General features: G+C 59.5%; 20 protein-coding genes. 5 read left to right on the top strand and 15 right to left on the bottom strand.

Features of this window, described 5'->3' with window-relative positions:
• Positions 1 to 4: 4 nt before the first annotated feature.
• Both QZ511_RS03870 and QZ511_RS03865 read right to left on the bottom strand, forming a co-directional pair.
• Positions 5 to 1510, bottom strand: a complete 1506-nt coding sequence (locus QZ511_RS03870; RefSeq protein ID WP_295799222.1) for a sodium:alanine symporter family protein — start codon at positions 1508 to 1510, stop codon at positions 5 to 7.
• Between the two features lie 183 nt (positions 1511 to 1693).
• The gene (locus tag QZ511_RS03865; RefSeq protein WP_295799218.1) at positions 1694 to 2572 is read right to left on the bottom strand and encodes a 3-keto-5-aminohexanoate cleavage protein; all 879 of its coding nucleotides are present in this window, start codon (positions 2570 to 2572) and stop codon (positions 1694 to 1696) included.
• Between the two features lie 292 nt (positions 2573 to 2864).
• On the opposite strand from QZ511_RS03865, the gene QZ511_RS03860 reads away from it, so the two are divergent.
• Positions 2865 to 4826: a S9 family peptidase gene (locus QZ511_RS03860; protein WP_295799215.1), complete on the top strand. Its 1962-nt coding sequence runs from the start codon at positions 2865 to 2867 to the stop codon at positions 4824 to 4826.
• On the top strand, positions 4826 to 5341 hold the full coding sequence (gene greB / locus QZ511_RS03855; protein WP_295799213.1) for a transcription elongation factor GreB: 516 nt from the start codon (positions 4826 to 4828) through the stop codon (positions 5339 to 5341). The genes QZ511_RS03860 and greB overlap by 1 nt, the downstream gene beginning before the upstream one ends.
• 46 nt (positions 5342 to 5387) lie before the next feature.
• On the opposite strand, the gene QZ511_RS03850 is transcribed toward greB, so the two are convergent.
• The 3 genes from QZ511_RS03850 to QZ511_RS03840 are packed head-to-tail and all read right to left on the bottom strand — an operon-like array spanning position 5388 to position 8046.
• Entirely contained in the window at positions 5388 to 6545 is a 1158-nt protein-coding gene (locus QZ511_RS03850) for an acyl-CoA dehydrogenase family protein (RefSeq protein ID WP_295799210.1), read from the bottom strand.
• Between the two features lie 28 nt (positions 6546 to 6573).
• Positions 6574 to 7482, bottom strand: coding sequence for a DMT family transporter (locus tag QZ511_RS03845; protein WP_295799207.1), 909 nt, complete (start codon positions 7480 to 7482; stop codon positions 6574 to 6576).
• A gap of 60 nt (positions 7483 to 7542) precedes the next feature.
• Positions 7543 to 8046, bottom strand: coding sequence for an Lrp/AsnC ligand binding domain-containing protein (locus QZ511_RS03840; RefSeq protein ID WP_295799203.1), 504 nt, complete (start codon positions 8044 to 8046; stop codon positions 7543 to 7545).
• Positions 8047 to 8195: 149 nt separating this feature from the next.
• On the opposite strand from QZ511_RS03840, the gene putA reads away from it, so the two are divergent.
• Positions 8196 to 11342: a bifunctional proline dehydrogenase/L-glutamate gamma-semialdehyde dehydrogenase PutA gene (gene putA / locus QZ511_RS03835; protein ID WP_295799200.1), complete on the top strand. Its 3147-nt coding sequence runs from the start codon at positions 8196 to 8198 to the stop codon at positions 11340 to 11342.
• Between the two features lie 51 nt (positions 11343 to 11393).
• On the opposite strand, the gene QZ511_RS03830 is transcribed toward putA, so the two are convergent.
• From QZ511_RS03830 to QZ511_RS03790, 9 genes are all read right to left on the bottom strand, one after another.
• Entirely contained in the window at positions 11394 to 11834 is a 441-nt protein-coding gene (locus tag QZ511_RS03830) for an OsmC family protein (RefSeq protein WP_295799198.1), read from the bottom strand.
• 83 nt (positions 11835 to 11917) lie between these two features.
• On the bottom strand, positions 11918 to 12313 hold the full coding sequence (locus tag QZ511_RS03825) for a glycine zipper family protein (protein WP_295799195.1): 396 nt from the start codon (positions 12311 to 12313) through the stop codon (positions 11918 to 11920).
• Positions 12314 to 12477: 164 nt separating this feature from the next.
• On the bottom strand, positions 12478 to 13170 hold the full coding sequence (locus QZ511_RS03820) for a hypothetical protein (RefSeq protein ID WP_295799191.1): 693 nt from the start codon (positions 13168 to 13170) through the stop codon (positions 12478 to 12480).
• Positions 13157 to 13675 (bottom strand): DUF2878 domain-containing protein, encoded by a 519-nt coding sequence (locus QZ511_RS03815; RefSeq protein WP_295799189.1) that lies wholly within the window; start codon positions 13673 to 13675, stop codon positions 13157 to 13159. The genes QZ511_RS03820 and QZ511_RS03815 overlap by 14 nt, the downstream gene beginning before the upstream one ends.
• A 1-nt stretch (position 13676) precedes the next feature.
• Positions 13677 to 14942: a cyclopropane-fatty-acyl-phospholipid synthase family protein gene (locus QZ511_RS03810; RefSeq protein ID WP_295799186.1), complete on the bottom strand. Its 1266-nt coding sequence runs from the start codon at positions 14940 to 14942 to the stop codon at positions 13677 to 13679.
• A complete protein-coding gene (locus tag QZ511_RS03805) occupies positions 14939 to 15730 on the bottom strand; it encodes a DUF1365 domain-containing protein (RefSeq protein ID WP_295799184.1) in 792 nt (263 codons plus the stop codon). Before QZ511_RS03805 ends, QZ511_RS03810 begins: the two co-directional genes overlap by 4 nt.
• Entirely contained in the window at positions 15693 to 17030 is a 1338-nt protein-coding gene (locus QZ511_RS03800) for an FAD-dependent oxidoreductase (protein ID WP_295799182.1), read from the bottom strand. Before QZ511_RS03800 ends, QZ511_RS03805 begins: the two co-directional genes overlap by 38 nt.
• Positions 17030 to 17821, bottom strand: coding sequence for an SDR family NAD(P)-dependent oxidoreductase (locus QZ511_RS03795; protein ID WP_295799181.1), 792 nt, complete (start codon positions 17819 to 17821; stop codon positions 17030 to 17032). Before QZ511_RS03795 ends, QZ511_RS03800 begins: the two co-directional genes overlap by 1 nt.
• Positions 17822 to 18295, bottom strand: coding sequence for a nuclear transport factor 2 family protein (locus QZ511_RS03790; protein ID WP_295799178.1), 474 nt, complete (start codon positions 18293 to 18295; stop codon positions 17822 to 17824).
• 171 nt (positions 18296 to 18466) lie between these two features.
• Here QZ511_RS03790 and QZ511_RS03785 point away from each other — a divergent pair, with 171 nt between their 5' ends.
• Together QZ511_RS03785 and QZ511_RS03780 are read left to right on the top strand one after the other, a co-directional pair.
• Positions 18467 to 19081, top strand: coding sequence for a sigma-70 family RNA polymerase sigma factor (locus tag QZ511_RS03785; RefSeq protein ID WP_295799175.1), 615 nt, complete (start codon positions 18467 to 18469; stop codon positions 19079 to 19081).
• 11 nt (positions 19082 to 19092) lie between these two features.
• Positions 19093 to 19779, top strand: coding sequence for a ChrR family anti-sigma-E factor (locus QZ511_RS03780; protein WP_295799173.1), 687 nt, complete (start codon positions 19093 to 19095; stop codon positions 19777 to 19779).
• Between the two features lie 96 nt (positions 19780 to 19875).
• On the opposite strand, the gene QZ511_RS03775 is transcribed toward QZ511_RS03780, so the two are convergent.
• On the bottom strand, positions 19876 to 21830 hold a 1955-nt coding region (locus QZ511_RS03775), incomplete at its 5' end, for a DUF6537 domain-containing protein (RefSeq protein ID WP_295799170.1).

Genomic DNA, 21830 nt, shown 5'->3' with positions numbered 1-21830 from the left:
TCTTTCACGGCTCCTGTGTATGCTCGCCAGGAATATGCGGGCCGCCGCGCCATACGTCCGCCTCAATACCCGGAATATCGTGCTTACTGGCGTCGAATACGGGCTCTGCAATTCCCCGTGCCAGCTGGGCCTCGTAATCGGCAAATACCTTAATGGCCACCCCGGACAGCAGCAAGATCGCCAGCAGGTTGGCCGACGCCATAAAGCCCATGGACATATCGGCCATATTCCACAGCAATTGGAAATTCGCCGAGCTACCGCTCCAGGCTACCCAGGACCCGAACAGAATAAAAACGATATACAGGAAGCGGTAGCAGAAAATCGAAAACCGCGTGTGCCAGAGATAGAAAATATTGGTTTCCGCGTAGTAATAATTGGCGATGATTGAGGTGAATGCGAAGAAGATCAGCGCAAACGCAACAAAGCTGTTGCCCCAGCTACCCACCTCACTCGCCAGCGCGGTCTGCGTCAGGGTCACGCCTTCCATAGCGCCACCGAGTTGAACGTTACTCAACAGAATAATAAATGCGGTGGAGCTGCAGATCATCATGGTATCCAGAAATACCGATGCCATCTGCACATACCCCTGCACCACCGGATGTTTGACATCCGCCGCTGCGCCCACGTTTGGGGAAGACCCCATACCCGCTTCATTGGAAAACAGCCCGCGCTTGATGCCATTGGCCACCACCGCACCAAAGGCGCCAGCGCCCGCCTCCCGCACGCCGAAGGCACTGCTGAAAATCAGAGAAAATACCTCGGGAATACGTGGAAGATTGGTGAAGATCACAAACAGTGCGATAGCGATATAACACAGCGCCATGATCGGCACCACAATCGCGGCAAATCGCCCGATGGACTGAATGCCACCAAAAACGATGACTCCCGCGAGAATGGCAACCAGCACCCCAACTACAAGCGGGTTAATCCCCCAGGCCGCGTGAATCGCCTCCGCCATCGCGTTGGCCTGTACCGCGTTAAAGAAAAACCCGAAGCAGATGACAAGAAAAACGGAAAACAGTATCGATAGCCACTTCCAGCGCCTGCCCAGACCCTTGTCGATATAGTAAGCGGGGCCGCCACGAAAGGTGCCGTGTACCTCGCCCTGCTCTTTGAAAACCTGCGCGAGGGTATTTTCTATGAGACTGGTGGCCATCCCCAGCATGCCCACCACCCACATCCAGAAAACCGCGCCCGGACCGCCGACGGTAATGGCCACCGCGACACCGGCAATATTCCCTGTTCCAACGCGGGCCGCGGCGCTGGTCGCAAATGCCTGGAACGCGGACACCGAATCGGAGTGTTCCTTGTGAAAGCTGTGCGCCATCACACGCAACATATGGCCGAAGGCCCGGAACTGGGCAAAGCGGGTGCGGACGGTAAAGTAGATGCCTGCGGGCAACAGCGCCGCGATAAGGATACCCAGCCACCAGTAGCCGCCCAAACCGCCCCAGGTCAGACTGTTACCCCAACTGACCAGTGAACCCAGGACGTCCAGTAAACCCTGCATGCCGTTCTCCGCCGCGCGTTTCGCCGCCTACTCTGCCGTGCTCTTCAGCGACCTGTCAGCTATATGTCAGCAACCCGCCCAGGCCCGCCAGGCACTCGGACAGGTACAGGCCGCTGGCATCAAATGACGCAGTCTCTCTAAGACTAGCAGCCGCGGAGTATTGTGTTGTCGGGGAAGTACTGACTACAGAAAAATTTCCCGAGCCCTTGCCGGCGACACCACTTTGCGCCCCGCCTGTTCAGCGACGGCCACCAGCGCCTCGATCAGCTGCCCATTACCCGTGGTACGCCCGCCATCCGGCAGATAAAAAGTGTCTTCCATACCGGTACGCAAATGGCCACCAAGTTCGGCGGTTTTGCGGTGCACAGGCCAGATTTCCTGCCGCCCGATCAGGGTTGTCTGCCACAGTGCACCGGGCTTCATATAGCGGGGCAGTATTTCCAGTAATTCCGGGTCCGCCGGCATGCCGGAGGCGACCCCCATCACCAGGTTGTAATTCGGCCGGGCTACCAGCCCCACATCGGCAAACATGCCCACCGAGCGCACAATCCCCACATCGAAGCATTCGAATTCCGGGCGAATGTTCTCCTGCCCGCACACTGCCAGCAGCTCCTCCACTTTCTCTACCGTGTTTTCGAACAACATCGGCGGCCATGCCCACTCACCGTTGGCGCGGACTTTGAGGTAATTGAGGCTACCGGCATTGCACGCGGCAATCTCCGGCTTCCCGGCGCGCAGGCACTCCAGCGCACCCTGCTGGTCGCGGCCGATGGTGCCGGTGGTGAAGTTCAGAATGACCCCGGGACAGGCCGCGCGAATCGCCTCCGCGATGGCCAGCGCCACTTCCGGGTCCCAGCTGGGCAGGTGCCCCCGGTTCGGCTCCTGGGCACGAAAGTGGATGTGCATCACCGAAGCCCCCGCGTCAAATGCCTCGCTTGCCGACGCAGCCATTTGCTCCGGCGTCACCGGAACCGGGTGTTGCTGCGGGTTGGTCAGCACCCCGGTGAGCGCACAGGTGACAACCACTTCGTCGGCATGGGGAGCTGGGGAAATGTCTGACATGGGAATCTTCCGGCAAGTTACAGGTTTTGTGTCTATTTTCAGCAAGTGGGGGGCAGCGATCACCACCGTTTAGCCCCCGACCCAATCAACCAAGCACTTGCTTGGTTTCAAGACGTGATTCCGAGCCTAGCACAGTGGCAAAGTGTGCAACAGCACCTCTTGCCACGGCCTCTCGCGGCGACTCCGGCCTTCAGTCTTGCCGCTACTATCTTGCCACTACCGGAGGGTGCCGGCGTACAATGCCGCCGCTCAGGCAAGAATTTGTTTTTCGATGCGAACAGGAGAACCCGCATTGTCCCAGCCCGACAAAGCTCCCGTGCAAGCCCCCTATGGCAGCTGGCGCTCCCTCATCAGTGCCGACCTGCTGACCACCGGTAATGTCCGCCTCAGCGAAGCCCGCCAGCTTGATGGCCGCACCTATTGGCTGGAATCACGCCCCTCGGAAAAAGGCCGTTCCGCACTGGTGGAGCTCAGTGACGCCAATGGCCGCCGCGACCTGTTGCCCGCACCGCTGAGTGTGCGCTCAAAGGCGCACGAATACGGCGGCGCCAGCTATACCGTCGCGGATGGCTGGGTGTATTTTGTGCTCGCCGCGGACCAGCGCATCTACCGTATGCCCCTGGACGGCAGTGTGCCGGAGCCCCTGACACCGGAAGGCAACTTCCGCTACGCCGACCTGGTGGTGGATTCCGGGCGCAACCGCCTGATCTGCGTGCAGGAAGACGAAAGCCGGGAAGATCGCGAGGCGATCGCGAGAATCGTCTCTGTAGCCCTGAGCGGCGAAAAACTCCCCGAGGTGCTGGTAGAGGGGGCCGATTTTTATTCCAATCCGGCGCTGAACCCCGCGGGGGACCAACTCAGTTTCCTGCAATGGCACCATCCCGATATGCCGTGGGACGCAACCGAACTGATGCTGGCAACCATCGATAGCAGCGGCGCACTCCAGCCCCCCGAGAAAGTGGCCGGCGAAGGAGATGAATCCATCTTCCAGCCCCAGTGGTCCCCCGATGGCGAGCTGTATTTTGTCTCCGACCGCAACAACTGGTGGAACCTGTACCGCCTCGGGGATGCGCAGCCGGTTTGGCAAAAGCAGGCAGAATTCGCCACCCCGCAGTGGGTGTTCGGCATGTCCACCTACGGCTTCCTGAACCCGCGGGAAATATTCTGCACTTTTACCGAAAACGGCCGCTGGCAGCTGGCAACAATCGATCTGGAAGACGGTCAAGCGACCCCGCTGCCCCATGCCGGCTGCGATTTTGAAAGTATCAGCTGCGACGACGGCCGCGCCGTATTTATCAGCGCCGCCCCCGCAGAATTCCCCGCGGTTTCCCGCTACAACAGCGCTTTCGACACGTTTGAGATACTGGCGAGCAGCAGCACTACTGCCCTCGCACCGGAATTACTGTCACAAGCCCAGGCGGTGGAGTTCGCCGTGGGCGACCGCACCGTTCACGGCTTTTACTACCCGCCGTGCAATCCCGCGTTCCGGGCGCCGGAGGGAGACCTGCCACCGCTGATCGTATTCAGCCACGGCGGCCCCACCGGGGCCACATCCGCGGGTCTCAACCTCAAGGTGCAATTCTGGACCAGTCGCGGCTTCGCCATCCTCGACGTGAACTATTCCGGCAGCACCGGCTACGGGCGCGCCTATCGCGACCGCCTGCAGGACAACTGGGGCATTCTGGATGTGGAAGATGTGTGTGCCGGTGCGGAATACCTGGTGCGCGGCGGCCTCGCTGATCCCAGGCGCCTGCTGATCAAGGGCGGCAGTGCCGGCGGATACACCGTGCTCGCCGCCCTCGCGTTTCACGATACGTTTTCTGCGGGCGCCAGCCACTACGGCGTCGGCGATCTCACCAGCCTCGCCCGGGATACCCACAAGTTCGAATCCCGCTACCTGGACAAACTGGTGGGGCCCTGGCCGCAAGCAGAGGCCACTTACCGGGCGCGCTCACCCATCGAACATATCGAACGGTTGAACTGCCCGGTGATTTTTTTCCAGGGGCTGGAAGACAAGGTGGTGCCGCCAAACCAGGCCGAGGCCATGGTCGCGGCACTCAAACAGCGCGGGCTGCCGGTGGCCTATATTACCTTTGCCGAAGAGGGTCACGGTTTCCGCAGCGCCAGCAGCATCAAGATGGCCCTTGAGGGCGAGCTGGAATTCTACAGCCGCACATTCCATTTCCCGCTGCCGGAACCCGGCCCCGGTATAGACATCGCGAACCTGGACAACAACACCGGGGGCACTACCTGATGGGAAGATGGAGGCCACCCCGCCCCCGGGGCTCCCGCTATATTACGCCCGAGGGCGCCCAGCGCATGCGCGCGGAAGTGAAGTTCCTGTGGGAACAGGAACGCCCCCGGGTCACCCAGGCGGTGAGCGATGCGGCAAAGCTCGGCGACCGTTCGGAAAATGCCGATTACATTTACGGCAAGAAAAGACTGCGGGAAATCGACAGCCGGGTACGCTTCCTGACCAAGCGTCTGGAAGAGATTACCGTGGTGGATCGCATCCCCGACGAGCGGGAAAAAATTTTCTTCGGTGCCTGGGTAACCCTGGAAGATGACGACGGCAAGACGGTGAAATACCGCATCGTCGGGCCGGATGAATTCAATGTGAAGGAAGGTCTGATTTCCATGGACTCCCCCGTCGCCCGCGCCCTGCTGGGCAAGCGCCTGGACGACGAGGTGGAAATCCAGCAGATGGAACAGTGGGTGACCTATTACATCTGCGAGATCGAATACCCGGCCATATCAACGGACAGCTGATCCGCCGATATGGCCAAGAGCCATTAGCACGGCCAATACAATTAAATCAGCGCACGCCTTCCAGCAGGTGGCGCGCGATGATCAGGCGCTGGATCTCGCTGGTACCTTCATAGATGGTGGTAATGCGCACATCCCGCGACATCCGCTCCAGCGGGAACTCGCGGGTGTAGCCCACCCCACCGTGCATCTGCAGCGCCACATAGCAGGCCCCGTTGGCTTTTTCAGAAGCGTAGAGTTTCGCCATGGATGCGGCGGGACCGAAATTCTGCCCCGCATCCTTTTGCCACGCTGCCTGCATCAGCAGCAGGCGCGCCGCTTCCAGTTCGGTATATTTATCGGCCAGCTGCCACTGCAACCCCTGGAACTGCGCCAGCGGCTTGCCGAACTGTTCGCGCTCCTGCAGGTAAACACGGGCGCAATCCAGCGCTTCCAGGCCAATGCCCAGTGCCAGTGAACCGATACCGATACGACCGCCGGCCAGCTCGCCCGCGGCGATGCGGAAACCGCGGTTCTCGTCACCCAGCATGTTGCTGGCGGGAATGCGGCAGTCCTCGAAGGAAACTTCATTGGTGACAGAAGCCTTCTGCCCCATTTTTTCTTCCGCCTTGCCGATAACCAGACCCGGGGTGCCGGCTTCCACCAGGAAGCAGGAAATGCCCTTGCCCTTGGGCGCAGCGGAATCGGTTACCGCCCACACCACGAACACACCGGCAAATTCTGCGCTGCTGATAAACAGCTTGCTGCCGTTCAAGACATAGTCGTCACCGTCTTGTACCGCGCGGGTGCGCATGGCGGCGGCATCGGAGCCTGAGCCCGGTTCGGTGAGGCAGAAAGAACCGGCGGAGTATTCGCCGCTGCAGATTTTCGGCAGGAAGTAATTTTTCTGCGCGTCGGTGCCCTGGGCCTGGATCACTTCCGCCACCATGTTGGTCACCGACGTGGTGGTGGCGACAGAGGCGCAACCGCGGGCGAGTTCGGTAATCGCCAGGCTGAAGGCGATGGTGCCGGCACCGGTACCGCCAAAATCCGGATCGATATTGATCCCCATAAAACCCAGCTCCGCCAGCTGCTTGAGTTTTTCCAGAAACAGCGGGCGATTGCCGGTCTTGTCAAAATCCGCAGCAACGGGCTTGAGTTCGCTGTCGGCAAACTGCCGCGCAGCGTCCTGGATCATCTGTTGCTCGTCAGTCAGTTCAAAGTTCATCGTACATCTCGCTATTCAGGTCGTTATTTTAATGTCGTGTCAGCAGGCGGCGCAGCGCCCCCTGCTGGATGGCCACTCCCAGCAGGATGAGCCCCAGCCCGGCAATGGTTGCCGGATGAATGGTTTCCCCCACCAGCAGCGCGATCAGCAATAGCGACAGCGGTGGCGAGAGATAAATGAAATTGCTGATACGGGCGGTATCGTCGCAGGTCATCATCGCCGCCTGCCACAGCAGGAAGGCAACTCCCATTTCAAACAGGCCAACATAGACCGCGCCGAACCAGCCCTCCACCGGTGGCCACTGCCAGCCGCCCTGCCACCACACCAGCCCGAAAAGCCAGGGCAGCCCGCAGACAAAGGTCAGGAACAGGTTGACCGCGGCGTTGCCGCCGATGCGGGTATTCAGCAGCCAGTAGCAGGACCAGATCAGGGTGCTGAGCAGCGCCAGGGCAACGCCCAGCGGATGCTCGAACTCCAGCGCCAGCGGTTGCCCCTTGGTGGCGATCACCAGCACACCGGTATAACAGATCAGGCCCGCCAGCAGATCCTGACGGCGCAACTTCTGCTTCAGTACCGGGACGGATAACAGCGCCAGGACCACACCCCAGGTGTAGTTCAGCGGCTGGGCCTGCTGCGCCGGCAACAGTGCATAGGCGTTGAACAGCACCAGGTAATAGAGGAAGGGATTGCAGAAACCCAGCGCCAGGTACCAACCCCGCTTGCGGCGCCAGTTGTCCGCCAGGTCACCCCAGCGGTGTTGCCAGGAAATCACCCCCGCCATAAACAGGGTGGAGACCACCGAGGCGATCGTCACCAGTTGTAGTGGCGTGAGGTATTGCAGTGACAGCTTGAACGCACTGGCAACGGTAGACCAGCAGGCCACCGCAGCCAGCGCATAGATTGTCGCGCGACGATTTACTCCGCTTACGCTTCCCACTGATACACCTACCTACGCATATTAGTATTTCTGGAATCGGGGACTAAGCTGCGGAGGGTATTAACGCTTGCCGGTTTTCGGTTCCGGGTCCGGCACCGCCACCGAGGTATCGGTTTTCACCTCCTGGATGACCACGTAGGTGTGGGTTTCCCGCACCCCGGGCACCGAGGCCAGCTTTTCACCGAGGAATTGGCGGTAGCCGAGCATATCCTTGATGCGAATTTTCACCAGGTAATCGAAGCCACCCGCCACCATGTGGCACTCCTGCACCTCTTCCAGGCTGGAAACATGGCTGTTAAAGGCCTCCAGGGCTTCGGTCGCGGTATCGTTCAGCGACACCTGGATATAGACCACGAGGCCAGCGTGTACTTTCAGAGGATCCAGCAGCGCGACGTAGTCGCGGATAAAGCCTTCCCGCTCCAGGCGCTTTACCCGCTCCAGACACGGGGTCGGGCTGAGATTGACCCGCCGGGCCAGCTCTACATTGGGCAGGCGGCCGGCACGTTGCAAAATCCGCAGGATCTGGCGATCGATACGGTCCAGATCTTCCAACTTCCTAGACATGACAAAATACCCTACTGGTGATTAAGCACATAAGCCCTATATTTAACCACACTCTTCGCCAATATGGCGATTAATTCTGGGACCTTTCCCACATAATCCGGTTTTTTATCCTGCAACCATTTTCGCCAGGGAGTACCGAGGGAAAAAGTATGCCTACAAACTTCGCCGGAGATTTGCAAAACGCCCGCCAGCGGGCCAGAGAGTACCTGCACGCCGACGAAAACGAATGCGTCAGTGAGCTGCTGGCGGCCCCCCGTCCGGGAGAGGCCCTGCGGGAGAAGATCCTGGTAACCGCCAGCGAGCTGGTGGTCAAATCCCGGGAACACCGCAGCAAGCGCGGCACCCTGGATGCATTCCTGCAGCAGTTTGGCCTGTCCAACAAGGAAGGCGTGGCACTGATGTGTCTCGCCGAGTCCCTGCTGCGGGTACCGGACGCCGATACCGCGGACAAGCTGATTGCAGAGAAGGTGCACTCCGGCAACTGGTCCAGCCACCGCGGCCAGTCTGACTCCCTGTTCGTGAATGCCTCCACCTGGGGCCTGATGCTGACCGGCAACATCGTGGAACTGGACCCGGACATTACCGAGAAGCCTTCCAGCTGGATGAAGCGCATGGTCAGCCGCATGGGTGAGCCCATGGTGCGCGCGTCCATGATGCAGGCGATGAAGATCATGGGCGGCCAGTACGTACTCGGCCGCACCATCAAGGAAGCCCTGAAGCGCGGACCGGCAGAAAACCAGCCAGGTACCCGCTTCTCCTTCGATATGCTCGGCGAGGGTGCGCGCACCATGGCCGACGCCCAGCGCTACTTCGATGCCTATATGATGGCTATCGAGGCGATCGGCGCCGACAACAACAAGCGCGACGTGGTAGAGGCCAACGGCATTTCCATCAAACTCTCCGCCCTGCACCCGCGCTACAGCGAACTGCAGCGCGAGCGGGTAATGAACGAACTGTTGCCCCGAGTCAAAGAGCTGTGTCTGGCCGCGGCAAAGTACGACATGGGCCTCAATATCGATGCGGAGGAAGCCGAGCGCCTCGACATTTCCCTGGATATTTTCGAAGCCCTGGCCCGCGATCCGGAACTGAGAGACTGGCAGGGACTCGGCTTTGTCCTGCAGGCCTACCAGAAACGTGCACCGCACGTGGCGGACTGGCTGATTGCGCTCGGCCGCGATACCGGCCGCAAGCTCATGGTGCGCCTGGTAAAAGGCGCCTACTGGGATACCGAGATCAAGCACGCCCAGCAAATGGGCCTCAGCGACTACCCGGTATACACGCGCAAGTGCCACACCGACCTGTCCTACCAGGTGTGTGCGAAACAACTGCTGGATGCCCGCGATGCGATCTATCCGCAATTCGCCACCCACAACGCCTACACCGTGGGCCTGATCCTGGAACTGGCCGGAGAGTCCGGCGGCTTTGAATTCCAGCGCCTGCACGGCATGGGCCACCTGCTGTATGACCAGATCGAAGCGGTGCACGGCAAGCGCGTGCCGGTACGCGTGTATGCACCGGTGGGTGCACACAAAGACCTGCTGCCCTACCTGGTGCGCCGCCTGCTGGAAAACGGCGCCAACAGCTCCTTCGTAAACCGTTTTATGGACGAGAAAACACCGGTCACGGAACTGGTGCAGGACACCCTGAAACAGAGCGAAGCCTGCAACCCGTACCGCCACCCGCAGATCCCGGTACCGGCGGATATTTACCTGGGCTTTGAGTCCCTGCCGCGAAAGAACTCCTACGGTATCGAACTCACCGACCCCATTTCGCTGCAGCCGCTGGTGCGGGCGGTACAGGAGTCCGCTGACAAGCAGTTTTCCGGCGGCCCGATCGTGGACGGCATTGCCAGCAAAGGTGACCAGGCCGTGGTCAACCCCGCCAGTGGCTCCCTCGTCGGCCACACTGCGGATACCTCAGAAGCGCTGATCGACAAAGCCTATGCGTCTGCCGTGGAAAACCAGCGCGGTTGGAATCGACTCGGCGGCGAAGCGCGCGCAAAGATTCTCGACAAGGTCGCCGACCTTTACGAAGAACATATGGATGAGCTGGTAGCCATCATCTGTCGCGAGGCCGGCCGCACCCTGAACGACGGTATTTCCGAGGTGCGCGAAGCGGTGGACTTCTGCCGCTACTACGCCAACGGTGCGCGCAAGCACTTTACCGAACCGACAGCCCTCCCCGGCCCTACCGGCGAGAGCAACGAACTGAGCCTGAGTGGCCGCGGGGTGTTTGTGTGTATCAGCCCGTGGAACTTCCCGCTGGCGATCTTTACCGGCCAGGTAGTGGCGGCACTGGCGGCCGGCAACGGGGTACTGGCGAAACCCGCCGAGCAGACACCGTGTATCGCCCATCGTGCAATTCAGCTGATGCACGAAGCCGGTGTTCCGCAGAAGATCCTGCACCTGATCACCGGCACCGGTGCCGCCGTGGGCAAACCGCTGCTGGACAACCCCAACCTTGCCGGCGTTGCCTTCACCGGTTCCACCGAAACCGCCAAGCACATCAATATGCAGCTGGCGGCAAAAGACGGTCCCATCGTACCGTTGATCGCGGAAACCGGCGGCCAGAACGTGATGATCGTCGACTCCACGGCACTGCCCGAGCAGGTGGTGGACGATGTGATTCAGTCCGCGTTTCTGAGTGCCGGCCAGCGCTGCTCTGCGCTGCGCATCCTGTGCGTGCAGGACGTCATCGCCGACAACCTGCTGAACATGCTGAAAGGTGCCTGCGAAGAGCTGACCCTGGGCGATCCGGCAAAACTGGACACCGATATCGGCCCGGTGATCGACGAAAAAGCCCTCGGGATGCTGGAGAAGCATCGCGAGCGCATGCAACTGGAAGCAAAGCCGCTGTTCGCTTTTGACGAAGCCAAAAAGCCGGGGAGCGGCACCTTCTTCGGCCCGCAGGTAGTAGAGATTGAAGATTTCAATCTGCTCAAGCGCGAAGTCTTCGGCCCGTTCCTGCACGTGGTGCGCTTCAAGGCGGAAGAGCTCGAAGATGTGATCCACCGCATCAACGCCACCGGTTACGGTCTCACCTTCGGCCTGCACTCCCGTATCGAAGGTCGCGCCAACGCCATCTTCAAGCGCGTGGACGTCGGCAACTGCTACGTAAACCGCGACATGGTCGGTGCGGTTGTGGGCGTCAACCCGTTCGGCGGTATGGGCCTGTCCGGTACCGGACCCAAGGCAGGTGGCCCGCACTACCTGTTCCGGTTTGCCAACGAGAAAACCAAAACCGTCAATATCGTCGCCACCGGCGGCAATACACAGCTGTTTACCCTGGGCGAATAAGCCCCTGTGTAATGCGCGACACCAAAAACGGCCCCACTCGGGGCCGTTTTTTCAGGTCAAACGTGTTCTGATCTTGATTTCAGAAGTAAGCGTACGGTGCACCGGACAGCGATTGGCGATATCCAGTAACCGCTCCCGCTGCTCACCCGTCAACTCCCCCCCGAGGGTTATCTCCCGCACGATTTCATCAATCTTGCCATTTTTGGAGGCGCAATCTGCACAGTCCTGCACATGTACCTTCTGGTGAGAAAGTTTTACCCGCACATTTTCCAGCGGGATCCTCTTGCTGTCTGCATACATGCGAATGGTCATGCTGGTGCAAGCCCCCAGCCCCATCAGCAAATACTCATAAGGCCCTGGGCCCCGGTTATCGCCGCCGACATCTTCTGGCTCATCGGCGATCAACTGGTGCGGTCCGGTTTGCAGTTTCTGGGTGAAACGACCCTCCCCGGATTCTTCCACATTGACCACGGTTGGTACCGGTGCATTCATAGGGAATTCCTCAAAACAAAAAAAGCCGGGGAATGATACCCCGGCCAAGCAAAGTCCTGTGAGTTGCCGAATACGGACTTGCGTTAATTCAATACGCGGTAGCCGCGGCCGCGCAGACAGTTACGGACGATGTAATGCTGCTCGGCAGAGGCACTACCAGCGCCAGTCACCGCACCGATCAGCGCACCGGCGCCGGCGCCTGCGGCAGCTGCACTGCTGGTATCTCCGATGATTGCGCCCAGAGCGCCACCTAGCAACAGGCCGCCGGCAGCACGGGTGGCCGCCCGCCGGCCGGCATCATTGCGCGCGGCATAAGACAGGCCCCGACAGTCCGCCAGATCCAGTTGGTACTGGCTCATATTGACGCCCCGGGTATCGATGACGATATTGCCCGCTCCAGGTACCTGTTCAGGCTGATAGGCACACCCGAACAGGGTTGCTGCGCTGAGGCCCACAGCGGCCAGCATCTTGAACTTCATCTGGCGCTCCTCTGTACATTTGTCGCCCATATCCTCTTTAGGTTTAGCCGTGAGTTGATATTTACGCCAGCGAGTACAGAAAAAACTTCGACTGAACAGTCCAGCCAAGTGCCGATTGCCAATGTCACTGCATGCGAAGTTTCAGAGCGGAATAAGAGGGAGAATCACTCGGGATAATCGTATTCGATACGTACGCGCTGGCTGCTACCCTGCTCGTCCAGCAAGTTACTGATTCCCTCGAAAACTCGGAGCCTGCGACCAGGTCGGTCGTATATGAGGTTCAACGCACCGGCGAACAGTCGCAACAGCGGTTGAGCCAGATCTACCTTGATACAGAGGGCGTCCATCCACTGCGCCGCACAGGGCACCCGTTGCGCACGCAAGGTAACTGCCCTTCCATGAGGTGGTAAGGCAAAGCGAAAAGTTACCGTCTGACCGGAAATCAACCCCCGCCAGTGCCTTCGAATAAAAACATCAAAGCCCGCATCGACTACATCTACCGCGTCATCGGGCACGACTGCATTTTCATACGCCCCCTCGCCCGTTTCCCGATACGACATCTCCAGCACATTTGTGCCGCGGCTAACCTTCCTTTCCTCACCGTGACGAAAATCCCGTTGCATCACCTCCGGCGTTGATCGCTCGATGCCAACAATCTGCTTCTCCCCAATGCGAACTCCCTGAGGTGCGTAATAGAGCACAGTTCGACGGTCGCCATCCGCGGGCAGGTGGTATTCGCAGTAAACCAACTCGCCGGTTTCCGGCTTTGAGGCGAAACCCTGAGCGAACACTGCCCCTTCATAGCCACACCCCGAAACCGTTGCTGCAACGAGTAACAGTCCGCTAAGCATTTTCATGGCTCCGTCTGAAGTGGATTACACGCGCCAGAGCGACTAACAGAGGCAGGAAAATCGCCCAGGTGGCCGCCAGCACTAACAACCCCAGGAAAAGCGGCGACATCAGGACAACACCGCCATTGAGATAAGCACCCGTAAAATAACTAGCCGGACCGGCAAAAAATCCTGCCGCCGCGGAAAGCCAGAGACTTTTTTGCAGGAACGCAAAGCAGTAGCGCAGTGCCATTGCGAAATTGAGCCACAGAAGTAGCAGCCATATCGGCGGAAACGCCTGACCACCGCTGCTGGAAAGCACCCCACTTGCGAACATTGCCGTATCCAGCAGCATACCCGCACACCCCACGGACAATATCCACACAGGTTCATACGGCAAGTTTGCGACGTAGCGCAGATGTACGCACAGGTTGCACAGCGTAAACAGCGCGACAGCAATGGGATTGGCTACCACTACACAGAACAGCCAGGCGATCTGGAATTGCACTGCACTGGCAACCACCCGCCACATTTCAGAACTCGCGTTTCAGACAGTGAGGCTTGGCAAAGACAAACTGTGCGGTGCTGATCACACGCTCGAGAAAGCCGCCTTCGCAATAGCAAAGGTAGAAATCCCACATATTGATAAATGATTCGTCAAAATCCTGTCGCCGTACAGCCTCAATGTTATTGAAGAAGGCTTCCCGCCAGGCACGCAACGTCCGCGCATAGTGATGGGTGATGTCTTCTAGTGCCACGATTTGCATATCCGTGTCTGCGGCAACATGGTGGGCGATAATCTGGTTGGATGGCAGGCAACCACCGGGGAATATATATCGCTGGATAAAATCCACCTGCTTGCGATAGCTGTGAAAACGCTGATCCTGGATAGTGATGGCCTGCATGACCATCAGGCCATCATCCTTCAGCAGGCGGCTGCAGCGACTGAAAAAATTCCGGTAATACTGGTACCCCACCGCCTCCACCATCTCGATGGAAACAATTTTATCGAACTGCCCTTCCAGATCGCGGTAATCCTGCATCAGCAGGGTAACGCGCTTCTCCAACCCCTCTTTTTCGACCCAGGCTTTGGCGTACTCGTACTGTTCACGGGAAATGGTGGTGGTGGTAACTCGACAACCGTAATGCTTCGCTGCGTGCACTGCCATCCCCCCCCAACCGGTACCGATCTCCAGCAGGTGGTCCCGCTCCGTCAACTGCAGCTTCTCGCAGATTTTTTCCAGTTTATGTAGCGACGCCTGGTGCAGGCTGGCGGCCTCTGTAGGAAAGACCGCAGAGGAATACAGCATGGTCGGATCCAGGAACAACTTAAAGAAGTCGTTGCCGAGGTCGTAGTGCGCGGCAATGTTGCGCCGGGATCCGTTTTTGCTGTTGCTATTGAACTGGTGCAACACTCGGAGAAACGCCTTGTGAGCAAAGCTCCAGCGGGAATCCATGTCGTCCAGCAGTGACATGTTGGCAACCATCAGGCGTACGACTGCCACCAGATCCGGGGAGCTCCAGGCGCCCTGCATAAAAGATTCACCGGCACCAATAGACCCGTTGAGCAACACCTGGGCATACAGGCTTTGATCCCGCACCAGAATTTTTGCATGGATGCGCGCTTGTGCTTCTGGTTGTCCAAAGGTATATCGCCCGCCCTGTAGTTCCTCAACTACCAGGCAGCCGGTTTCAAGTTCCCGGAATTTCCGCAACACCAGTTTCCGCGCGAGCCGTGTCAGCCAGTGCTGGCTTGAGGGCGCACTGCCTGTCAATATCGCCTGATTCATAGATTTCATCCGCGGTTTTCTCCCGATTCGGCCCGCACATCACGCCGCGGGTGATTGACCACCGGTACGCGCTTGAGCCACAACTTCAATGCCTGCCAGTAAATCGCAGCTACTACTTTTACGGTCATCAATGGATACTGGATCAACACCCGGCGCATAGATTCGGCCGTCAGTTCCTGCCGCGAAAGACTGAGCGTCGCATCCAGTATTCTGTCGCCACCTTCGATATTTTTAAGATATATGGAAAGGTGCTCAGCGGGCGTGGTGCTGCGCCAGCTGTAGCTTTGTTCCATTGCCATAAACGGGGAAACGTGCATGGCCTTGGAAAACTCCGCACGCTGTACGCGGCAGCTATTCCGGCAATCCAGTACATATCCGTGACGCTCATTCCACGGCGTGTTGTGTACATCCAGCAATAACCACCGGACTTCCTCGCCCGATGTATCGAAACAGTAATAAACAGAGATAGGGTTCATGTTAAAGCCGAAATAGCGCCAGTTGGCGAGCATGCAGATTGGGCCTGCCGGCCGTACCCCGAATTCGCGCTCCACGCGCTGTCGCACCGCTTCGTCGAGGCCAATTTCCGGGTCGCCGAAAAAATCACTGCGACAAAACCGCGCAGGCGCACCGGGTGCGCTACTCCACAGCCTGGACAGCGCCAGCACCCGCTCGAGCTCTGCCAGGTCGAGGTAAAGCATGAAGACGCGGTAGCGAAAGCAGTTGCGACGCGGGGTAAAGCGCCGGTGCTGCACCCAACCGCTATAGATCGCGCTGCGCAGCGGCAAGTTCACATTCATGTTCGTGCGCCTCCGAGGTTGTAGCGGAAACGACCGGCGTCTCGCAGTCTTCCAGGCTCGCGCCCAGCGCCTTCGCCACACGCAGCGCGCTGGTCACGCCATCTTCATGAAAGCCGTTGGCCCAGTAGGCGCCGCAGAACCAGGTGCGGTTGACGCCATTGATTTCCTGCCATCGCTGCTGGGCGTGCATAGCGGCAACGGAAAATTGCGGGTGGGCGTATTCGAAGCGACCGATAACCTTTTCCGGATCGATTGCACCATCGGCATTCAAGGTCACGCAGTAGGTCTTTTTGCAATCGAGTCGTTGCAGGATATTCATGTTATAGGTGAGCACCGGCAACTCATCCTGCCCCGATTGCAGGCGGTAATTCCAGCTTGCCCAGCTGCGCCGCCTGCGCGGCAACAGCCGGGTATCCGTGTGCAGGACAACCGAGTTCTGCGCGTAGGGTATGGACTCGAGCACTTCCCGCTCGCACTCACTTGCATCATCCAGGCAGGCCAGTGCCTGGTCGGAGTGGCAGGCAAACACGACGGCATCAAATTCACACTTCTCACCCTGCGCGGTAACCAGCGCTACGGAGTCCCCTTTCCGAATAACCCTGCGCACCGGTGTTTGCAAGCGGATTCGGTCGGGAAACGGCGCAACCAGCGGTTCGATATAACTGCGTGATCCCCCCTGTATTACCCGCCACTGCGGCCGATTGAAAATATTCAGCAAACCGTGATTGATAAAGAAACGGATAAAAAACCCAATGGAGAATTCACGCATTTGGCCCAGACTCGCGGACCAGATAGCTGACCCCATGGGAATGAGATAGCGATCGGCGAACTCTGTGGAGTAATGGTTTTCGCGCAAGTACCCGCCCAGTGTCATGGTCTCGTCCAGCTTGCCGGCTTCCCAGTCTCTCACCGCTTCGCGATTGAACCGCAATATGTCCTTTAGCATGCGCCAGTGCCCGAGGCTGAACAGGTTGCTGCGGCGCGCGAACAGGCTATTCAGGTTGTTGCCGGCATATTCGAAATCCTGTGCCGGGTCGCACACGCTAAATCCCATATCGGTGGGTTGCGCACGGACACCAAGTTGGCGCAGCAGGCGAATGAAATTCGGATAGGTCCAGTCATTGAATACGATAAACCCTGTATCAATGGCCAGTGCGCGACCATTTTCATTCACATCAATGGTGGCGGTATGTCCACCGAGGCGACTGCCCGCCTCGAACAGGGTGATATCGTGTTTTCTATACAGCAGGTGTGCGGCAGTCAGGCCGGAAATTCCGCTGCCGATAATGGCAATACGCATCAGGGGTATCTCAACTGGTTAATACGCGTCATTCTCGGTGCGCAAAAGCGAAACCAAAGGCTGCGAAAACACCCCAGAAAACGCAGCGGCCAACTCAGGCGTCGCGGGAAGTCGATCAGCCCGGCACCGGACTCCAGCCCGGCAAGAATCCGCTCCGCGGCCCGTTCCGGGGTCATCAGGAACGGCATCGCAAAGTCGTTTTGTTCGGTGAGCGGGGTGGAAATAAATCCGGGACGAATATGTACGATCCGCAGCGGTACGCGAGCCGTATCCGCGCGTACCGAGTCAAGGAAATAACCCAGTGCTGCCTTGGACGCTCCGTAAGCCTCCGCACGAGGGAACCCGACGGTCGATGACAGGCTGCCCACTGCGGCAAACACCGGTGCAGTGGATGACGACTTGTGACCACACATCAGGGGCAGCGCCTGGCGCAATGTATTCACCACGCCAAAGAAATTGGCATCGAATACCCGACGGTAGCTGGCAGAGTCCAGCTGGAGACCATCGTCGTATTCACAGATGCCGGCGCAGGCGACGACCAGGTCGAGTTGATCTGTCATGCTGGCGAGCACTCGCCCCGCCCGATCCATATCGGCGTCGCTGCCGACATCGCACTCGAGCACGCGAATGCGCTGCGGCGACAACTTCTGCAGCTCGAGCAAGCGGTCGCGACTGCGGCTACTGACGATTACGAAGTTGTTGCTTTCCACCAACTGGCTCACCAGGGCGCGGCCTATTCCGGAACTGGCGCCGGTCACCCAGATGGACATGTCGCGAATCTGTATGGTCATTTAGCGCTCCTCGGCGACCGCGTCAGCGGAGTGGCTCAGCTCCCCCGCCCCCGGGTTTTGCAATCGTTTTTTGACCCCGCGAACCAGCGCGCCCAGCAGCGGTACGCGCTCATAAACCATGGCGCCGAGATCGTAAAAATCTTCGTGGTAGTAAATTAGCCCCTCGAACTTGAGCAGGCTGGAGCCTCGCAATGTCATCACGCGGCCGCCATTCAGGGCGCGATGGGCAAAATGCATCCGCCACGGCAGGCAGGCACTCCCCTGCCCGATACAGGCGTCATCAAACTCGAATTCGCAGCGGGCAAGCCCGTCTCGCATACCAACGAAGTAGCGGCGCACTGCCGGGATCCCCTGCAGCTCGTGCAGGGGATCCCTGAACAGCAGGTCGTCGCGGTAAAATCGCTCAAGTTGCTGCGGGTCGCCGGCGAGAAAGTCCCGGTAATACGCCCTAAGTTCCCCGATCAGGTCCGCCATGTTCTTGCCCGTATTGATCTGATGTCAGGAAATACGCCTCTTCGGGCCAAATGGATCAGCCGGAAGGACAATATTTTCCGCTAACAACACGTAGAAAAATTTTTTCCCGGGGAGATCCGACCGGGGTCGGCGCACGTAGAAACCATCGACAAATACAGGCAGACGGCTAAGATGGCACTGGAGCAACGGACAAACGGAATCAAGGTGCAGTCGGAACACAACCGCGACGATGACTGGAGCACACTGTTGCTCCTGGTCGGCAGCAAGCGCGACCGGGCGGCCTTTGAGCGCCTGTTTCACCACTTTGCGCCACTGATCAAGGGCTTCCATTACAGCCGTAGCCACCAGGCCATGAGCCCGGAAGCCGCGGATGAACTGGTACAGGAAGTGATGTTCCGGGTGTGGCGCAAAGCCCCGAGCTTTGATGCCCGCAAGGCGTCTGCCAGTACCTGGATCTATACGATCATGCGCAATTGCCGTATCGACTACTTGCGGCGCAACAGTCGACACCTGACCGAGAGCGACATCGAGGTCGACGACATCTGGGACGAGACCCCCGACAGCCAGCCGTTTGCGGTGTTGCAGCAACGACGCAACGAACGCGATATTGCCGAGGGGCTGCGCAACCTGCCAGCGGAACAGAGCCACGTGCTCGAAAAGGCCTACATGGAGGGAAAGTCCCACAGCGAAATTTCGCAGGAGCTGGGGCTGCCACTGGGCACCGTCAAGTCCCGGGTCCGCCTGGCGCTGAAGAAGCTGCAGGGCGCGCTGAAGCGCCCCGAGTGAACGAGGTCTGTATGATTCGCCACCACCCTGAAAAAGACATGATGCTCGAATATGCCGCCGGCACACTGCCGTGGGCACTGGGCCTCGCCGTGGCTGCGCATCTGCAATTGTGCCCGCGCTGTCGCCAGCAGCACGAGCAGTTGAACGTCATCGGTGGAAGCCTGCTGCAAGACAGCGACTGCGAACAACCCGATGAAGGGGCGTTCGAGCGCCTGATGAAGCGGATTGATCGCAGTGCGGCAGAATCCGCACCGGCAGAAATGAAACAGTCCGAGGCCAACAGCAGGCTGCCCGCCGATCCGGCACTGGTGAATCTGCCCAGGGTTATTCGCAAGCTGGTGGCAGACAACCTGCCGCTAAAATGGCAGCGGGTATCTCCGGCGCTGAAAATGACCCGCCTCAATACCGGGCAGGAACAATATGAAGTGGCCTTCCACCGTATCCGGCGCGGCGGCCGCACCGCGGAACACGACCACCGCGGGCAGGAAGTGATACTGGTACTGCACGGCAGGTTTTCCGACGCCGACGGCGTCTACGTTCCGGGAGATTTCCTGGTGCGCAGGCCGGGAGAAATCCACCGCCCTATTGCCACCGAAGATCAGGAGTGCCTGTGCTTCTCCGTGGTAGAAGCACCGGTAGCGGTAACCGGGGTTCTGGGCTGGCTGGTAAACCCGTTTCTGTCATTCCGCCCCGGATAACCCCAGCCCGGGATACAACCTGCACGAAAAAGCCCGCTGACAGAAGCTGCCAGCGGGCTTTTTGTTAGTCCAGCTTTGGTTCCGGCGCAGGGCCTATCAGGCGTCCAGGGCCAGAACACCTTCACCCTGCCGGCTATCGCCGCCGCCAAAACCGGCCAGCAGGCGCGACCACTCACCGCGCACCTGGGCGTACTTCTCTGCACGAACATGACCGTATCCACGGACCTGTTGTGGCAGAGACAGCAGCATGCTGGCCTGTTCACGATTGCTTTCGTCGAGGCCCGCGGCAACCAGAAGTACTGCATCCCTGACCTGGCGCGCCCAGCGGCGCTCTTCGCGGCGCTCGCTGGTGTAGCCGAAGATATCGAATACCGTTCCGCGCAGCGCCTTGCCCTTCGCCAGCACCGGCAATAGTTTTGCCAGCCACGGGCCCAGGGTAATTTTACGCACCTTGCCTCGGGTATCCGGCCGCGCAATAAGCGGTGGCGCCATCAGGAATTTGATCCGGTAATCGCCACTGAAGGTTTCCCGCAGCTGCTTCCTGAATTCCTCCCCACTGTAGAGGCGCGCCACTTCGTACTCGTCCTTGTACGCCATCGCCTTGAACAGGCTCTGCGCCGCAGCGCGTGTCAGGCTGCCATCACCGCCGGTGAGCTTTTGTTCCGCCCGCAGCAGCGCCTGCAGTGCGCGCACAAACTGCCTGGCATACCTTGCGCTCTGGTAGGCGGTGAGCTCCTTCGCCAGACGCGCGATGGTTTCCTCGGCGCCCTCCACCGAACCCGCATAAACGCCGGGTTCGACAATTTTTACCGGCTCTGCGGGAGACAGCAGCTGCTCTACCGCTCGCGGCTTGACCGCGAGCAGGCGGCCGGCGCGGAACGCGCGCAGATTGTTTTCCACCGCAACGCCATTCAGCTCCACCGCGCGCTCCAGTGCACTCTGGGACACCGGCAGCAAACCGCGCTGGCAGGCATACCCCAGTATCATCAGGTTGGCAGCAACAGAATCGCCAAACAGCGCCTCCGCATAGCGGTTGGCATCGAACGCGAAGTACTCCCCGGCCACGGATGCAATACTGCCGGCGGTGGCATCCGCCGGGAATGCCAGTTCGTTATTGCGCACGAACGCGGCCACCGGCACTTCCGCGGTATTTACCAGCGCGCGGATTTCACCGGTGGCAAACTTGTTGCGCTGCCCCGCCGCGGTAACCATGTCACAGCCCAGCAGCAGTTCGGCAGCGCCGTCGCGAATGCGGGCGGTGGTAATTTCTTCCGGCGCGTTGGCAACTTTCACATGGGCGACCACGGCACCGTTCTTCTGCGACAGACCGGTAAAGTACAGGGTGGTACTGCCCTTCTCTTCCAGGTGCGCGGCCATCCCCAGCAGCGCAGCGACGGTCAATACACCGCTGCCGCCGATACCGGCCACCAGAATATTCAGCGGTTGCGCCAGCTGCGGCAACGGCGCCGCCGGCAGGTCACTGCTGGCGCTGTCGATGGCGGCAGCCAGGGTGTTCAGTTCCGGCTTTTTCAGTTCGCCACCCTCGACGGTCACAAAGCTCGGACAGAAGCCGTCGGCACAGCGCATGTCCTTGTTACAGCTGGACTGGTTGACCTGGCGCTTGCGGCCAAATTCGGTCTCCAGCGGTTCTACCGCGATACAGCTGGACTGCACGCTGCAATCGCCACAGCCTTCGCAGACCCGGTGGTTGATCAGCAGGCGCTTGGCCGGATCTACCATCAGGCCCTTTTTACGGCGACGGCGCTTTTCCGCGGCACACACCTGCTCATAGATAATCGCAGTCACACCGGCAGTATCGCGCAGCTCGCGCTGGATTCCGTCAAGATCGTCACGGGAGTGGATCTCGAGACCCGCGGGTAATTCGCTGCGATTGTTGCGCCAGAAATCCGGGTTTTCGCTTACCAGACATACGCGGCCGACGCCTTCGGCCAGCAGCTGGCGCGACAGGGTCGGCACGGTAACCTCGCCGTCGGCAGGCTGGCCGCCGGTCATGGCGACCGCATCGTTCAGCAGAATCTTGTAGGTAATAT

The organism is uncultured Microbulbifer sp., from assembly GCF_913055755.1.
Lineage (GTDB): Bacteria > Pseudomonadota > Gammaproteobacteria > Pseudomonadales > Cellvibrionaceae > Microbulbifer.
The sequence above is the reverse complement of the archived record's forward strand: the minus strand, read 5'-3'. Positions and strand labels throughout refer to the sequence as shown.

Coding starts and splice junctions, on each gene's coding strand:
- QZ511_RS03870 (WP_295799222.1), bottom strand. CDS start 1,510: ATGCAGGGTTTACTGGACGTCCTGGGTTCACTGGTCAGTTGGGGTAAC.
- QZ511_RS03865 (WP_295799218.1), bottom strand. CDS start 2,572: ATGTCAGACATTTCCCCAGCTCCCCATGCCGACGAAGTGGTTGTCACC.
- greB (WP_295799213.1), top strand. CDS start 4,826: ATGGGAAGATGGAGGCCACCCCGCCCCCGGGGCTCCCGCTATATTACG.
- QZ511_RS03850 (WP_295799210.1), bottom strand. CDS start 6,545: ATGAACTTTGAACTGACTGACGAGCAACAGATGATCCAGGACGCTGCG.
- QZ511_RS03840 (WP_295799203.1), bottom strand. CDS start 8,046: ATGTCTAGGAAGTTGGAAGATCTGGACCGTATCGATCGCCAGATCCTG.
- putA (WP_295799200.1), top strand. CDS start 8,196: ATGCCTACAAACTTCGCCGGAGATTTGCAAAACGCCCGCCAGCGGGCC.
- QZ511_RS03830 (WP_295799198.1), bottom strand. CDS start 11,834: ATGAATGCACCGGTACCAACCGTGGTCAATGTGGAAGAATCCGGGGAG.
- QZ511_RS03825 (WP_295799195.1), bottom strand. CDS start 12,313: ATGAAGTTCAAGATGCTGGCCGCTGTGGGCCTCAGCGCAGCAACCCTG.
- QZ511_RS03820 (WP_295799191.1), bottom strand. CDS start 13,170: ATGAAAATGCTTAGCGGACTGTTACTCGTTGCAGCAACGGTTTCGGGG.
- QZ511_RS03815 (WP_295799189.1), bottom strand. CDS start 13,675: ATGTGGCGGGTGGTTGCCAGTGCAGTGCAATTCCAGATCGCCTGGCTG.
- QZ511_RS03810 (WP_295799186.1), bottom strand. CDS start 14,942: ATGAAATCTATGAATCAGGCGATATTGACAGGCAGTGCGCCCTCAAGC.
- QZ511_RS03805 (WP_295799184.1), bottom strand. CDS start 15,730: ATGAATGTGAACTTGCCGCTGCGCAGCGCGATCTATAGCGGTTGGGTG.
- QZ511_RS03800 (WP_295799182.1), bottom strand. CDS start 17,030: ATGCGTATTGCCATTATCGGCAGCGGAATTTCCGGCCTGACTGCCGCA.
- QZ511_RS03795 (WP_295799181.1), bottom strand. CDS start 17,821: ATGACCATACAGATTCGCGACATGTCCATCTGGGTGACCGGCGCCAGT.
- QZ511_RS03790 (WP_295799178.1), bottom strand. CDS start 18,295: ATGGCGGACCTGATCGGGGAACTTAGGGCGTATTACCGGGACTTTCTC.
- QZ511_RS03785 (WP_295799175.1), top strand. CDS start 18,467: ATGGCACTGGAGCAACGGACAAACGGAATCAAGGTGCAGTCGGAACAC.
- QZ511_RS03780 (WP_295799173.1), top strand. CDS start 19,093: ATGATTCGCCACCACCCTGAAAAAGACATGATGCTCGAATATGCCGCC.